The 15,163-nt window shown below is 38.5% G+C and carries 12 protein-coding genes and 1 pseudogene; 5 read left to right on the top strand and 8 right to left on the bottom strand.

Annotated features, from left to right (window positions below):
- Nucleotides 1–601: 601 nt before the first annotated feature.
- Complete coding sequence (locus D172_RS06075; RefSeq protein WP_007378201.1) at nt 602–1,255, bottom strand: GNAT family N-acetyltransferase; 654 nt, start codon at nt 1,253–1,255, stop codon at nt 602–604.
- Between the two features lie 153 nt (nt 1,256–1,408).
- Here D172_RS06075 and D172_RS06070 point away from each other — a divergent pair, with 153 nt between their 5' ends.
- The 3 genes from D172_RS06070 (at nt 1,409) to D172_RS06060 (ending at nt 2,791) form a co-directional block, all read left to right on the top strand.
- Nucleotides 1,409–1,645, top strand: a complete 237-nt coding sequence (locus tag D172_RS06070; RefSeq protein WP_007378200.1) for a DUF2789 domain-containing protein — start codon at nt 1,409–1,411, stop codon at nt 1,643–1,645.
- Between the two features lie 92 nt (nt 1,646–1,737).
- Entirely contained in the window at nt 1,738–2,004 is a 267-nt protein-coding gene (locus D172_RS06065; RefSeq protein ID WP_007378199.1) for a hypothetical protein, read from the top strand.
- Nucleotides 2,005–2,017: 13 nt separating this feature from the next.
- Nucleotides 2,018–2,791 (top strand): Zn-ribbon-containing protein, encoded by a 774-nt coding sequence (locus D172_RS06060; RefSeq protein ID WP_007378198.1) that lies wholly within the window; start codon nt 2,018–2,020, stop codon nt 2,789–2,791.
- Between the two features lie 63 nt (nt 2,792–2,854).
- On the opposite strand, the gene syd is transcribed toward D172_RS06060, so the two are convergent.
- A complete protein-coding gene (gene syd, locus D172_RS06055; RefSeq protein WP_007378197.1) occupies nt 2,855–3,394 on the bottom strand; it encodes a SecY-interacting protein in 540 nt (179 codons plus the stop codon).
- A gap of 59 nt (nt 3,395–3,453) precedes the next feature.
- Between syd and queF the strand changes: the two genes are divergently transcribed.
- Nucleotides 3,454–4,299: an NADPH-dependent 7-cyano-7-deazaguanine reductase QueF gene (gene queF / locus D172_RS06050; RefSeq protein WP_007378196.1), complete on the top strand. Its 846-nt coding sequence runs from the start codon at nt 3,454–3,456 to the stop codon at nt 4,297–4,299.
- A gap of 204 nt (nt 4,300–4,503) precedes the next feature.
- Here the strand turns inward: queF and D172_RS06045 are convergent, their stop codons facing one another.
- The 3 genes from D172_RS06045 to D172_RS06035 are packed head-to-tail and all read right to left on the bottom strand — an operon-like array spanning nt 4,504 to nt 10,858.
- Nucleotides 4,504–5,409: a peptidylprolyl isomerase gene (locus D172_RS06045; protein WP_007378195.1), complete on the bottom strand. Its 906-nt coding sequence runs from the start codon at nt 5,407–5,409 to the stop codon at nt 4,504–4,506.
- Nucleotides 5,410–5,441: 32 nt separating this feature from the next.
- Complete coding sequence (locus tag D172_RS06040) at nt 5,442–9,131, bottom strand: translocation/assembly module TamB domain-containing protein (protein ID WP_007378194.1); 3,690 nt, start codon at nt 9,129–9,131, stop codon at nt 5,442–5,444.
- Nucleotides 9,131–10,858, bottom strand: coding sequence for an autotransporter assembly complex protein TamA (locus D172_RS06035; protein WP_007378193.1), 1,728 nt, complete (start codon nt 10,856–10,858; stop codon nt 9,131–9,133). Before D172_RS06035 ends, D172_RS06040 begins: the two co-directional genes overlap by 1 nt.
- 214 nt (nt 10,859–11,072) lie before the next feature.
- Between D172_RS06035 and D172_RS06030 the strand changes: the two genes are divergently transcribed.
- Nucleotides 11,073–11,408, top strand: coding sequence for a ribonuclease E inhibitor RraB (locus tag D172_RS06030; RefSeq protein WP_007378192.1), 336 nt, complete (start codon nt 11,073–11,075; stop codon nt 11,406–11,408).
- Nucleotides 11,409–11,443: 35 nt separating this feature from the next.
- Here D172_RS06030 and D172_RS06025 read toward each other — a convergent pair whose 3' ends face one another.
- From D172_RS06025 to D172_RS21890, 3 genes and pseudogenes are all read right to left on the bottom strand, one after another.
- A complete protein-coding gene (locus D172_RS06025; RefSeq protein WP_007378191.1) occupies nt 11,444–13,195 on the bottom strand; it encodes a DEAD/DEAH box helicase in 1,752 nt (583 codons plus the stop codon).
- A gap of 124 nt (nt 13,196–13,319) precedes the next feature.
- The gene (locus D172_RS06020) at nt 13,320–13,622 is read right to left on the bottom strand and encodes an H-NS family nucleoid-associated regulatory protein (protein WP_007378190.1); all 303 of its coding nucleotides are present in this window, start codon (nt 13,620–13,622) and stop codon (nt 13,320–13,322) included.
- Between the two features lie 193 nt (nt 13,623–13,815).
- Nucleotides 13,816–15,075 (bottom strand): annotated as a pseudogene (locus D172_RS21890) (IS4 family transposase).
- Between the last annotated feature and the right edge of the window lie 88 nt (nt 15,076–15,163).

Below are 15,163 nucleotides of genomic sequence, written 5' to 3'. Positions count from 1 at the left end.
CCCTGAACGAGTAAACAGCCTTATTTACCCTCACATTGCATCCTGCAATATCCATAACCATCTTGGCAAATCCACGCAAACTAACGCTTAGCTACATCCTGTAGCATCATCCCTGGTAATCCTTTGAAGTAGCTCCTGCCACTTTTGCATCCTGCCATGTCCTCTCGCCACCTTGGCCTATGCGTAATCTAACGCTTGGCTATATCCTTTAGCATCATCCGTGGTAATCCTTTAAGTAGCTCCTGCTACTTTAGCGCACCTTGCACTTCCTATTCGTCCTTGCTTTCCTTGTTAACTTGTCCTTTTTGCTTCCTGCTAGCGTCCGCTACGTTGCCTATTCCATATCCTTGGCAGTAACTCAATCATTGAGCTATGTCTTCTTGACAAAGTAAAGTTTAAAGCAAACGAGTGTGAGTAATAGGACTTAACATTAAATAAATAAGCGTCACAAAAATGAAAAAACAAAATAAACATTTAATAACAGCAACTTAAATTTAAAAAAGCCACTTAATAGTAGCCTTAAACTGATTATGCTCACAACAATGTAAGAGATGTCTCACGGCCTTATGTCCGTTTGGGCGCATTGGCTTACATTATAATTTTAAATAGCTGGCTCAATTATTGATTTAAACAGTAATTCGCCCTCTACTTGGTTAAAAGTAAGGTGTTTAAATGCTTCAAACTTTTCAGTTTTAAAAAACTCAATGTGTTCTTTACGCGTTACAAATACAGCCATCCCTGTTGACTCAGCGTTACATTTAACTAAGTCATCCAGCCCACGTAGTAAGTAACGGCCAAATCCTTGCCCATGAAAATGCGGATCTACGGCAATAAAAGCTAAAAAATAGTAATTACCTTTCTGTTTAAGGGCGTCTCTAATTGTTTGTTCTTTATCTATTAATTGATTTGTTTGCAAGTAGCCCGCACTCAGCATTAATTTTAAACGCCAGTGCCAATAACGCTGCGCTTGTAATTGGCTATTAGATTCAAATACACACGCTATTGCTTTTAATTTATCGTTGCGGTATAGGCCTATTAGTGGCTGTTTTTCTTGCCAAAAACTACTGAGCTCTTCGCGAATTAATGATCGTAGTTTTTTTTCGTAAACTGATTTATTTTCGTCATTGTAGCTAAGCATGTTTAGTAATACAGGATCGTCATGATAAGCCTGATAAATTAGGCTCGCTGCAGTACTAATATCTTCTGCAGCTAAATACTGTACGCTGAACGTATCAGCTGGTGTGGTTACACTCATTGTATTTCCTTTATTATTTTAGCTATAGGCTGTTTAACTTTAAACCTAACTATATACCTAAAATTATTAACCGTAAATTCAGCGAGAGTTTAACTAGCAAGAGGTACAGTTAGGCACTAGTATGAGTTTTCATTCATTTAAAGGAGCAATATCATGGATACGACAAAACACGACATTAACACACTTTTTGCACAGCTTGGATTACCAAATAGTGATGAGCAAATAGATGCGTTTATTGCCTCACATGAATTAGAAGACACAACACTACTCCAAGAAGCTTATTTTTGGGATGAAGCACAACAACACTTTTTAGCTGAATCCCTTGCAGAAGATGGAGATTGGAGTGAAGTAATTGACGAGTTAGATGTACGCATTCGTCAAAGTAAGTAATTTTATTTAATGTACCCTTATTTATTGCTAACATAGCATTTGCGCAGCATTTATATGCTGCGTATTTATTTTATTAAAGAGTTATATATCTAATGAATTCAGTTGTATTTGATGCAATCAAAGCCCTTCTCGATGAAGGCAAAACCCCTACTGTAGCACTAACTAAAAGCCGTTTGGCGCAACCGGTTCCAATGCCGATGATTATTGCAGCAGTAAGCCAATATAAAAACAATCCTGATTCAATTAATAACTTCATGAGAAACCCACAGCAGTCAGATAATACTGAGCTTAAAACAAGTCAATTAGATAGAATTGAGCAAAAACTCGATAAACTTCTTGCGCTGCTAGAACAAAAATAATTTGAGACTATAAATGTTCGTTGTTGATTTAACTTTTGATTGCTACCAAGACACCACCCTAGAACAAGCCGAACACGCAATAAATCGCTTAGTAAATGCACTGCGTTTTAATGGTCAAATAATGGGGGAAGAATTTCCAACCGTTTTAAAAGATGGATTTTTTATTACCCGCGTAATGTGCCCTACTGAAGATGCAATGCACCCGCTAAATAACAGCCCGTTTGTTAAGCACAGTATCGAAAAGTTACATAGTGCTGGGCTACTTGCGCCAAAAGTAAAAGTAATTGGACAAGATATTCACTCCAACGGCGCTGATTGCTGCAAAGAACCATCAAGTTATATTTTATATACAACCTATGTGCATACGTGCAGCCCGCTTTATTGTGGTGATGACTTTTTGCCTGTGCCGCTATTTCGTATTCCGGCAATTGCTAATGGTGACTATAAAACGCTTATAAAATGGCAAGAAGATTGGCAAGCCTGCGATCAAATTCAAATTAATGGCGCAACCCGTTGTGAGTTTCCGGCACTTGAAGAAATATCGAGTGTCCAAAGCGACCTATATAGACGCGGAAAAGACATAACAAAGCGAATTAGTTTTTTAACTAAAAAGCCAACCTATTATTATTTATACCGTGTAGGCGGCGTAGATAAAGCGTCTGAACTTGAACGAAAATGCCCTAGTTGTAATGGCGACTGGAAATTACCTGAATCGTGGTTTGGGTTATTCGACTTTAGGTGTGAGCCATGTGGCTTAGTGTCTAATATATCGTGGGATTTTCAGTAACCACTTTAATGAGTGCTTAAAATCAGCTTAGTGATGACGCTAAGCTGATTTATTAAACACGTTTTAAACCTCTAATGCCTTTAAAAAAGCATTAATGTTAGGTGCAAGTACATGGTGTGTTTTTTTGCCTACGTGCTCTAAACATACTTCACCAGTGTGCACCAATACACTTACTAGTAAATCATCTTGATCAGTTAAACCAATAAATACTGTTTCTGGTTGCTTGAGCTTGCGTTTCATTAAAACATGGCCCGTTATATTTTGCTGTAGCAAATGAAAGTCTTCTTCGTTCCATGCTTGTAGTAATTCAACCTGATGCCCATCAATACTTGCTAAAATACTTCCACCGTACATATGCCCGTATAGCTCGCTAAGCGCTTTTGGAAACTCAAGTTCTAGTGCACTGGCTAAATCATTAAGCGAACCTGCAGGTTGCTGACGCGCGCCCTGCCATTGAATGTTTCCTTGCTCGTCAACCTCACCAACTTCACATGGGCTTGGCCATTGCTCGTCGTGCGCAATAAGTGGGTACTTTGTAGTGTTTTTAAGGGTATTTTCGCTAAATGTTTGATGAAGTTGTTCTATAAGCAATGCAACAGACATACTGTGAAACTCATTTAAATTAGATATAATGTCCCTATTGTAACTATTTAAGAGCAAACATGACAGATTACAGCAATTCTCCAGACCTTAAAGGTAGCGTATTAGGCCAATCTACTGAGTATGTAGATGTGTACACGCCAAGCTTGCTTTTCCCTATTGCGCGCAAACTAAATCGTGATGCTTTAAATATTGACGAAGCAGAGCTTCCATTTAAAGGCCAAGACATTTGGACAGGTTACGAGCTTTCATGGCTAAACAATAAAGGTAAACCGCAAGTTGCCGTGGCCTTATTTACCTTTGAATGCCAAAGCAGCCATATTATTGAGTCAAAGTCGTTTAAACTTTATTTAAATAGCTTTAACCAAACCCGATTTGAAAGCATTGATATAGTAAAACAGCATTTAATTGATGATTTATCAAACGCAGTTAACAGCCCTGTCAAAGTGACTTTATATAATCCTGATGATTACAATTGCTTACCGTGTACAGCGCTGCCAGGTGAATGTATTGATGATTTAGATATTGAGATTAATAATTACGATATTGATGCTAATTCACTTAAAGCAAAGAATGATAACGTAGTAACAGAAACGCTCTACAGCCATTTACTTAAATCAAACTGTTTAATTACCTCCCAGCCTGACTGGGCAAGTGTAATTATACGATACACAGGCGAGCAAATATGCCGCGAATCGTTACTGCGTTATTTAATTTCGTTCAGAACGCATAACGAATTTCATGAGCAGTGTGTTGAACGTATTTATAGCGATTTAACAACACAACTTAATATTAAAGAGTTAGAGGTTTACGCGCGTTACACTCGTCGCGGTGGGCTTGATATAAACCCGTATCGCTCTACGCATTATAACGATACGCCATTTGCAGTTAAAATTAATCGTCAGTAGGTTATTTTAAACTGGAATATGAGTATTAAAAAGGAGCCTAGGCTCCTTTTTTACATTCTTTAATTAATACCAATTCCATTAAGTATGTGATCTAAATTTTACGCCGAAAAAATAATTCAGTTCTAGGCGTAAATTGATGTAAATGGTTGTTCCCTTTGCGAAATTTACAACAAAGAAATGGGTTGTTTTAGCAAGTAAAATAGATCAGCTATTTATTGGAATTGGTATAACTTCGCGCTTAGTGGGTATGGCCATACCACACACATCAACGTAGTTATGTGCTTTAACAAACCATGGTTCAACACGGTTTTTACGAGCATTGATTAAGTTTTTAAACACCGATGAGTTTGTTTTCATCACTTTAAATATACTTTTATCGCTTTGTACATCGCCAAGCACTTGTATATTTGTAATTGGGTTAAATGCTTTCCCTTCAGTTGGTGTGCGCGCTAAACGGTTAAAATGCTCTATACCTTCAAGCACTCGACCAAACACCGTAATGTTTTTATCAAGGTAGCGCGGGCCTTGCCCTATCGTTACAAAAAACTCCGTGCTCGCACTATTTATATCGTTGTCGCGCGCCATTGCAAACACGCCACTACAATGCACTTGCCATGTTTGCGTATGTGCTGAGTTTTGAGCTACTGCAAAGCCGTTTAAAAAGCCGGTAACTGGTGCATACCCGTCGCCATTTAGCTCAGTAATTAAAAGTGGTTTGTTTGTTGTTAAATAAAACTCAGCAGGGACTGTTTTATCCGCAGTTTTAATTAACTTTTTACCCGAGCTGTCGCCACCTTGCGCTACAAAACCCTCAACAAACCGATAAACGCTGGTATTTTCATAAAACCCTTCTCGCGCTAACTTTTTAATGTTTTGAGCGTGCTTTGGGGCAAGCAGTTCATTAAGCTCAATATACGCATCGCCCGTTGGCAGTGTTATCTTTAAAACATTTTGAGCGTCCACTACTCGCCAGTCATTATCTGTTGCACTAGCAATTACCTCACTCGCGCTCAATAAAGGTAGCTCTTGATTAGCAACATCATCACCGAGTTGTTGAGCGCAACCGCTTAATAAAACACTAAGCAGAGCCGGCAATATAATTTTTTTCATCGCTCATATCCTTATAATTATTATAGTTTTGGTTATTCCCAATCAAACTTATATAGCACATCAACATTTTGATATAGGCCGCTTGTTATTTCTATGTATAACTGTGAAAGTAACTGATATCGCACAGCCACTTCACTGAGCGAATCAAATACACCCACGCTATATTTAACTTGTAAGCTGGGTGCTACATAACCTGATATTTCTACTTTGGTGCTATCACCACTACCTGATGAGCTTAAACTTACATCTGACAACCCAAAGGTTTCACCTACCTTAGAAACAACCCCTTCGCTGCGGCTAACCCCTTGAGAAAGTAATAACTGTGTGAGCATAGCATCGCTTGACGAACTTTCTCCATCGCCTAAAGGTTGGCCATTAAGTAAATATGCGAGTGCTTGAGCTTGATCCATCGCAGGCTCAGAAAATATTTTAAGCGTTGGTTGTTCAACATTCCCCGTGAGCGTAACCCCTGCAATGACACCATTTGCAGTCGTATCGGGGTTACGTATTGCTTTAATATTTAAAAATGGTTGTTCAATTGAACCGCTAAAACCGACTTGCCCGGTGCTGATTATTAAATCTTGCCCAAAGGCTAAGTAAGTACCTTCAATCAAGTTAAGCTCACCTGTGGCTATAATTGGTGCACCTTGACTCATTTTTATCGCTAAATCACCCGCAACTTTTGATTCCAAGCCAAACGACTCTACTTTTACATCGTTTTTAACAATCACTTTTAAATCTATGTCGAAATCAAACGGGACTGTTTCGGTGGCCTCAGTTTTTTGATCAACAATAATTTCATCATCGCTAACTTGCACCGCACCCTCAGGAAGCTCTTCAATCATTATACGACCGTAAGGCACAATTACCTCACCAGCAAGCTTGAGTGCATTATTAGCCAAGCCTATTTTTAAATCCGGCGATACTTTAAAAGTAACCCCTTGCTGCGCGCGTACATAAAACTGCTCGCCAACTACCGCAACATTTACAGCAGGTTGCGCACCTTGCCAATCAACGTCACCGGTGAGATTTATTTTACCGCCCTGATTGTCGTTTAAGTTGCCTTTTATTGTGGCTGTTGTTTTATCAAACAATACGTTTATATTTGATTTTTGCAGCGCTATAGGTAATTGCTCGCCCTCTAAACTAATATCGCTCACATTAAGCTCGCCATTTAATAAAGGATCTTTTAACGTACCAGCTAACGCCACTTTCCCGCTAATATCACCTTTTAACTGCTCAAGGGTTTCAAGAAAAGGTTGTAAGTCTGAAAGGAGTATTTTATCAATATTAATGGTGCCATTAAGCGCTTGCGTATTTTGTATATCATCGATATTAATGTGTGTATTAATTTTGCCTAATACACTTGATTCTAAATTAGCTTCAAGCTTGCCAATTTGAGAATCCGAAAACGCACTAATAGTTAGAATTTCGATTGGTAACTTAAAACGATCTTCTTCCGAGGTTAGCACTGCTTCTAAGTCGCTAGAATCGATATTTGCGCGTAATGTTTTAAGCGCACCGCTTTGCCAATTAAGTGCTACATCGCCAGCTATATTACCGCGAGTACGAATGCTATTAGGTAAAAAATGCTTAAGCTCCTCAAGTGCTAAGTTGCTTAGTTTAGCATTTAACTGACCGAGATTTTTTGACTGCGCTAAGGTGTCTATACATAATTCACTTTGATCAGATGCCCAACAATGTGCACTCACATCAAAGTCGCCACTTTGCGTATTAACCATAATGGCAATATTTTTAGTATTACTAAAACTAAGCTTTTTATCGCTGAGCGTTACATTACTAAGCTCGCCATTCCAAGTGGTATTATTAATTTTGCCATTAACTTCAAGCTCTACACTGCCTTGCTCGGCATCTACAGATGCCGTAAATTGATGATCTGTTTTGTCGCCGCTAATATCAATTTTAACGCTATTAATTTGCTGTTCGGCCACCAGCGCCGAACCAACACTTACCGAAACATCGGTTTGCCAATCGGCTGCGGTATCTAACTGCCCTTTTACTGATAATTTATTAATGTTTATTTCATCAAAAATAAAGCGATCGAGTATTAGTGCTAAATCAACAGAGGGCGTTAATCTTTCCCCTCTCACTTTTAAATTTGCGTTGCCGTCGGCAGTAAATGGAATATTAGCTTTTTCATCACTTTTTAGCGTTACTTTGCCATCAACTTGCCAAGTATCATCAACTTGCCCGCTTAGTGCTAATTTATTGGTGCCGCTACTTAAATAAAAGCTATCAATATTAGCTTTTAACGTGTTGTCTAGCTTAAAGTTTGAGGCAAATTCTAGTGGCACATCGTTAAGTAACCCGTTTAGCTTTGTATTATTCATTTGTAGCTGCCACTTGTCGTCAGCTGCATTAAACGAGCCTTTAAACTGTCCTGAAATATCACTGGTAGCGGCATCAGTTAAATACTGCGCTTTTAAGTTAGCAAGCGTGCCATTAAAGTTAGCCTGTATGCCCTTTTGCCAATCAACATTGGCTTTTATAGTTGCACTGCTTTCGTTCGCTTTAATGCTTAGCGCTTGTAAAGTTGCTTTGGTGAGACTGCCTTTTAATTGGGTATTTAAGTCAACAGCTGGGTACGCGCCTAATTGGCTATTCGCCTGCAGGCTAAGCTGATAATCGTCGGCATTACCTTGTGCGTTAAGGCTAACATTTCGCAATTTAAGCTCATTACTTTGTGCATCAATAAGCCACTTTTTAATTTTGCCATTTAACTCAAACGGATAGTTTTTCTGCTTTAAATTTGCCGTTGCCATTAAACTAAGTGGATATTGCCCCTGTGTTTCTAAATTTAAGTTTAGATTTGATAAGTCGCCATTCAACTGCAAATTGGCTTGGTGCTCGTCACTTTGTAAAACAACATCCCCTTTCACGGGCAAATTCCCTGCAAGCTCAGCGTTAAGATGCGTATTAAGCTGCCACTGTTCATACTTTGCTGAGAATGACTCTAAATTAATAACCGCATCTTCCACACTTAATTGCAGCGAGATGTTTTCAATAACATGTTGGGCTTCGTTTTGCTCAATCGTGATGTTAGCTATTTCAAAGTCTTCAACAACTAAATCAAGTGGTGAAGTAAATTCTATATTAGGCAATGCGGGTAGGTGCGTTAAAGGCGCTTGAGTATTTTGCGCCGTTTGTGTTTTCGCATCTTGTTCTTGCTCTTTTAAGGCAACAAGTATGGTGGGAATATTCAGGCTTTTAACCGTCAGCTTTGAACCCTCTGCTTTTGCTGAGAGTTTAAAGTTATTAACGCTTACGTTTGCACTTGGATGCTCTAGAGTAAATTTATTGATCGCAATGTTTTTTACAGCAATATTAAAAGGTAAGCTGATTTTTTCAAGCGGCTCTGCCGCGGCTGCTTCTTGTGACTCTGCAGTTTTTGGTAATGTTAAATTTATAGATTTAGCACTTAAGTTATCTATACAAATTCCATCGCACTGCCACCAAAACAAATCAATTTTCAATTGTTGTGCATTAAAGTCCAATCCGTTGCTAGCAAAGCGTACATTAAAGGCATCATTATAAATAAAACGGCCATCTTTAATTTCAATATGTAGTCCATCTACCGCTTTGTTTGCACTATAAGCAATAAATTGATTACCGGGTGCGGTAAATAACAAACAAAATAGTGCAACAACTAACGTGACAAAAATAGCACTTACGGCGGCTGTTATCTTTTTTAATACTGACATTAAATTTCTGGCCCTATGGTAATACTTAAACGTGTGCTTTTACTTTCTTTTGTTAATCCCCAAGCGTGGTCTATACGCACTGGGCCAACGGGTGTTAAATAGCGAAAACCAAAACCAGCACCTACTTCAAAATCATCAGAAAAATCATTAGTCGCAGTACCACCATCAACAAATAAAGCTGCTCGCCAATTTTTAGCAAACTGGTAGTTATATTCCATCGTGCCCGATAGTAAATACTTACCACCTATTAGCTCGCCGTCATCGTTCTCAGGCGAAATTGATTGGTACGCAAAACCACGAACGCTTTGATCGCCACCTGCGTAAAACCGAAGTGAAAATGGCACGTTGTTAATATCATCAACAAGCATTGCTCCCACATTCGCTTTTAAAAACACCAAGTGGCGGTCAAAATAAGTGCGTAGCCATGCATGTTGCATTTGCACCCTAATCAGATTCGTACTCGAAAGCACATCATCTAAGCCAAACTCAGCAGATATAAGCCACTGCTCTCCCCAATAAGGAGTCGTGCCGCCTTTTGATTTTTTGCGCGCGTAGCTAATGCCCGGCATTAACATTTCGGTACTTTCTTCGTCTTCATCACCAATACGGTAGGTTTCTTGGTCGCGGCGTAAAAATGCAGTACGCACCCATTTATTTTCGGTTAACCATTGGCGCTGAACTTGCCCTGTTAATATTTCACTGTAAGTGTCGTTTGTGAGTTCATCTTCTAATTTATAACCGACAGAGAATCGCCATAAATCATCATTAGGATCATCAACCGGTATTGTATAAGCCATGGAAATATCTTGCTGCTTTTGTGCCACATTTAAATTAGTTTCGAGGTAATGGCCGTCTTCTGTGATCCACGGTTTACTCCATTTAAAACGCACCTTGGGCCCTAGGTCAGTACTAAAACCACCGCCAATTTCATAGCTGTTAGCTGGCTTGGGTAATACTTCAACTTTAATCGGTACTTGGCTGTTTTTGCGCGCTGCAATGTCAGCATAAACACGTACACTGGCAAAATAAGGGGTACTTGATAAATCCAAGTTATAGTCAGCAATATGTGTTGATTTATAAGGTTGGCCCTGCGAGAAAGGCGCTATAGAGCGTATGTATTTTTCAGCGGGTGTACTACTGGCAATTTGTATATCGCCAAACTGATACCTAACTCCGGTATCAATTATGAAAGTAATAACAGCACTATTTTTTTTAAGCGATACTTCTAATTTGCGCGCTGGCCACTTAGCATCAAAATAACCTAGCTCTAGTAGCATAGATTCTATTTTTTTATGAGCAGAGTCATATTTACCATGATTTAAAACATCACCTTGCTTTAAGTGATTGCTTTTAATCAATGCCTGTAATTGGGTATCGCTTTGACCATCACCGTTTAGCGTAATATTAATTGCTTCTATGCGAGTTGCAGGCCCCCGTTCAACTTTAACAATTAGTTCGCTGTCGTCTTTATCATAAATAACCTCGACGGTCGGGCTATAATAGCCAAGTGCTTTGATGCTATTTTGTACTTGTTTTTGAGCATAACGGCGAAGTGTACGGGTTGGCTTCTCGCCAATTAACTGCTTGAGGTAAAGAGCTACGTTATTTTCTAAATCGCCACTTAACCCTTCAATTTCGTAATCTTCTATGACTTTTTCTGCCGCATAGCTATTTGTCGCAATTAAAGCGCTCACAACACACATGCAACGTAAAAACTTAATAAACAAGTAAATATCCTTACTTTTAATATCTTACAAAAAACTGGTTAATTACCCGCATATTAGCATAGCCATAATGAGCAACACATTAACTTAATAACAATCTAACGCGTAAATTTAACTTTGAATAAATATCAGCATAATTAAAATTAGTACGCGTTAAGACAATATTTTAGTTACAATAGTGCCTACGAATAAAAAATTAATTTTAAATGAGTTTTTAATGCAATTCCCTGATGATGATAACGGCCAACTTTTAGCCGAAATAGCCGCTGCTGGCATTGATTTAAATAAAATGCACCAAGTCGATTTTTTTATTTTATTTGAACAAGAAGCCGATGCTGAAAAATTTGCTAAAGAAATAGTCTCTGATGCATTAGTTCAAAATGCTGAGCTTGAAAAATGTAAAGACACTGGCGTTTGGGAAGTAATCACTCAAGTACAAATGGTGCCAGAGCACACCCTTCTAGGACAAGCAGAGCAATACATTGAAAGTATTGCTAATAGCTTTAATGGATACGGTGATGGCTGGGGATTAATGGACGGTGACGAGGCTTAATCGCCTTTTAGTTCAATGTACTCTATCAGTTAAGCTTAGCGGCTTAACTGATTTGCCTTTCTAAAACCCCCTTTATAGTCAAATAGCTTATCAGCCACTTTCCAACCATACTTTTTGCTTTTTCGTGCAATAACAAAATCCGGTGGTACTAATTCAAATTGTGCGTTTACTACTTGCTCTGCAGTTTTAAAATTAATAGGTGTTTGCCCAAGCCCTACTCGTAGACCAAATTGCTTATTAAATATAAATTGCCCGCCTTTATTTGCGAGGTTATATACTTCATCGCAACTTGCACCATCTTCATCAAAATACGTTATTTTAATAAGTTCATCTTTAATTTGAGTTACCGATAACCCACTACATCGAAGCACAAGTGCGTCTTTCAAGTTTAATGCATTACGTAACTTATCATCAGGGTCGGCCATTACCGCGCCGCAATCATGGCATTTACGTGCAGCAATATCATTTTGGGCACCGCACTGCTCACACTCTTTAAACCTAAAACGATAATCGCACTGCTCTTTATGCCCATCATCGTCTTCTAACAGCCCTTTACAGCGCCTGCCAAAGTGCTCTATTACTTTTCCTGCAGAATCAGTTTTACCCCAAAATATATTCGCAAAACCACAGCCAGGACAAAGTACCTGCACAGGTTCATTATCACTATCGCCTTTTTTATCGCCTACTTCTGGGTGAAATAAATTAAAACCATTGCCAGCATAATCTATTACTAAGCAATCCGTTTTTGATTCAGATAACCTGAGACCTCGCCCCACAATTTGTTGATATAAACTAACTGATTCTGTAGGTCTTAAAATAGCTATAAAGTCGACGTGTGGCGCATCAAAGCCGGTTGTTAGTACCGATATATTAACTAGATACTTTAATTGCTTAGCTTTAAATTGCTTAATGATTTTATCGCGCTCAGTGTTTGGCGTATCACCTGTTATAAGTGCACTTTGATGAGCTGGTAGGTAGCTTAATATTTCCTGAGCATGCATTACCGTGGCTGCAAAAACCATAACACCTTCACGCTCTTCACTGTATTGAATTACTTGCTGTAATATCGCTTTCGTTGCGCGCTCACTGTTTTTTAAAAGCGCATTCATATCATCAGTCGTATATTGCCCAAATGCATTGCTATCTAAAGACGAAAAATCATAATGGCTAATCGCTGCATCAACTTCGTTTGGCGGCGTTAAATAATTATGTTTGATCATATACCTGAGTGGTAATTCAAAAATACAACTTTTAAACGGGCTTTCATTAGTCCCTTTAACAAAGCCATGATAATGATGATGGTATATCCACCCCGTTCCTAGCCGATAAGGTGTTGCTGTTAAACCCAATACTTTTAACTGAGGGTTATATTCTTTTAAACTACTTATTACTTTTCCGTACTGGCTTTTTTTATCCCCATTTACCCTGTGGCATTCATCAATAATAAGTAACGAATAATGCTCATTTAATTTATTTAAATTACGAGAAAGTGATTGCACACTGGCAAAGGTTACTTGATGGTTTAATGACTTTTCTTTTAAACCTGCTGAAAATATACTCGCCTCTAAACCAAAACTTTTATATTTTTGCGAATTTTGCTCTACCAACTCTTTGACATGAGCAAGTACTAATATTTTTTGCTTAGCAATACGGGCAAGTTCAGCAATAACAAGGCTTTTACCTGCACCGGTCGGTAGCACAATAACGGCAGGATCATTACTCTTTCTAAAGTGTAAAACGGTGCGTTCTACGGCTTCTTGCTGGTAAGGTCTTAGTTTATAGCTCATGGGAAAACAAATAGGTTTGAGTGAAGAGATTTTAGCAAATAATAGCTGGGAGTTTTAAACTTTAATCATATTTTATTGAGGGGTAAACAAAAAAGAGAAGCCGGAGCTTCTCTTATATTTAGCTTTAGGCTAAAAACTTTTCAAGCTCAACACCTTCAAACGCTTTAGGACGACGGCCACGGCCAGTCCATTCAACAGTCTCACCATTAAGTTCCATGCGGTACTTAGGCTTAACTTTGGTGCGTTTGTCAGATGCTCCATCTTGTAAATCTTCTAGCGTAAGTCCTTTTTCTTTTAAAAGATCCAAAACTTCCTGTTTCGCTTTTTGCTGCTGGGTATATTTTGAAATTGCATCATTGATAAGCTGTTGAGCTTTTTCAAGATCCGTTAATGATGCTGTTTTAATAAAAGATCGGACTTCTTTCATTTATATCTCGCTAAATTTATTTGGTTAGATTTACTTAAATATTCCTACCTAGTATAAACCCAAGTATTTATTTTTACCATTACCTAATTAGAACCATTATTTAATAAAAACAATAATCTAAGCATTATATATGCATCCTTGAAAATTAACCTTCAGTTCAAAGCATTCCCAGCTTCCACTCATAGCTTAATTCTTAAGGAACACAGACCGTGTGACTTCCTATCTTAAAACGGCAAATATCATTGTTTTTCTCAATGCTTTGCCGCTTACAATTTACCGCTAGTAGCTCAAATACACGATGTATCTTATGGCTGCACCGTGTTTGTTCTATGCAATCCAGAATATCATCCAACCAAAGATAACTGCACTTACTCGCTCTAAATGTCGAGATCGCACACTTAAACATACCCGCTGCACTATGGCAGATAAAACGCTTGATAAGTGTTTGCAGTATGCTCAGCCAAACCAATGATTCGGCAATATGAGGATCTCGTGTGATGAACCCTTTAAGGTTATTCCATGACTTTAGTTCTTTGAAAAACAACTCAATTTGCCAACGAGTTGCATATATATCGAGTAGCTCGTCAAAGCTAAACTGTGCCTCTTTTAAATTAGTAACAAGGAGAACGGGGCGCTTTTCATTCGGTAAATAGATAAGCCTGTACTCGGGCCCATTTTTCTTCCAACGTACTGTTAACTCAAGTGGTTGGCTTGCGAATTTATCGAGTAACGTTTTGATTTTAATGTTCTTTTATTTAAGTTCTATACCCGCGCAATAAGCTGATGTAACGATTGGGTTAATGTTTTTATTTGCTCTGATCAAAAAACATCCGCCATCTTGAGCTACTTGCTCAAAGTAATCTAAGTCAAAATACCCAGCATCAGCAAGTAATAACGTACCTTCAAGTGTGTGGCTACCTGGTAAAAAGGCGCGCTCAGTTTCAACATCAGGACGAATATCTATTTCGCAGGGTTGTTCATTAAATAGGTCATAGGTAACGTGCAACTCAATTGCGGCAGGACTTACAGCAGTAAAACGACCAGCAAAAACCTGCGCTAATTCATCATGTAGAGCAAATGAAGAACCATTTTGCAATAACACTCGCTGTATTCCTCGCTGGGTAAAAAAGGTTTTATCCAGCGTGTTTACAGTCAATTTAGACATCGCTTGAATAACGAGCTCACGGACAAGCTCAGTCAAGGCTGGTTTTCGAATTTGATTATGAAAGGGTTTATAACTTATCGTGCAATCAGCCTGCGTTCGCAAGTTTTGATGGATATCTGACAAGTTAGCGTCTTGCAGGCAAGATAAGCTTTTAAATACGGCTTTGAGCAGAGAAACGATCGACAGGCAACGGTGTCGAACTTGAAATCCAGAGGTTTTTGCAAGCTCAATGAGGTGTTTTTCTGAGATAAGGGCTTTTAATTGGTTTGAAACTTGGTTAATCTGCATGTGAACTCTGTTTTTAGCCATGTTTTTATTGGCGTAACTATTTGATCATTAACAGAGTTCAACTTCAAGTTTTCTTAAGATCCAACCT

Origin of the sequence: Pseudoalteromonas sp. Bsw20308, from assembly GCF_000310105.2 — a bacterium.
In the GTDB taxonomy this organism is placed as follows: Bacteria; Pseudomonadota; Gammaproteobacteria; order Enterobacterales; family Alteromonadaceae; genus Pseudoalteromonas; species Pseudoalteromonas fuliginea.
Note: the sequence above shows the minus strand (reverse complement) of the source record. Positions and strands in the feature narration are given on the sequence as shown.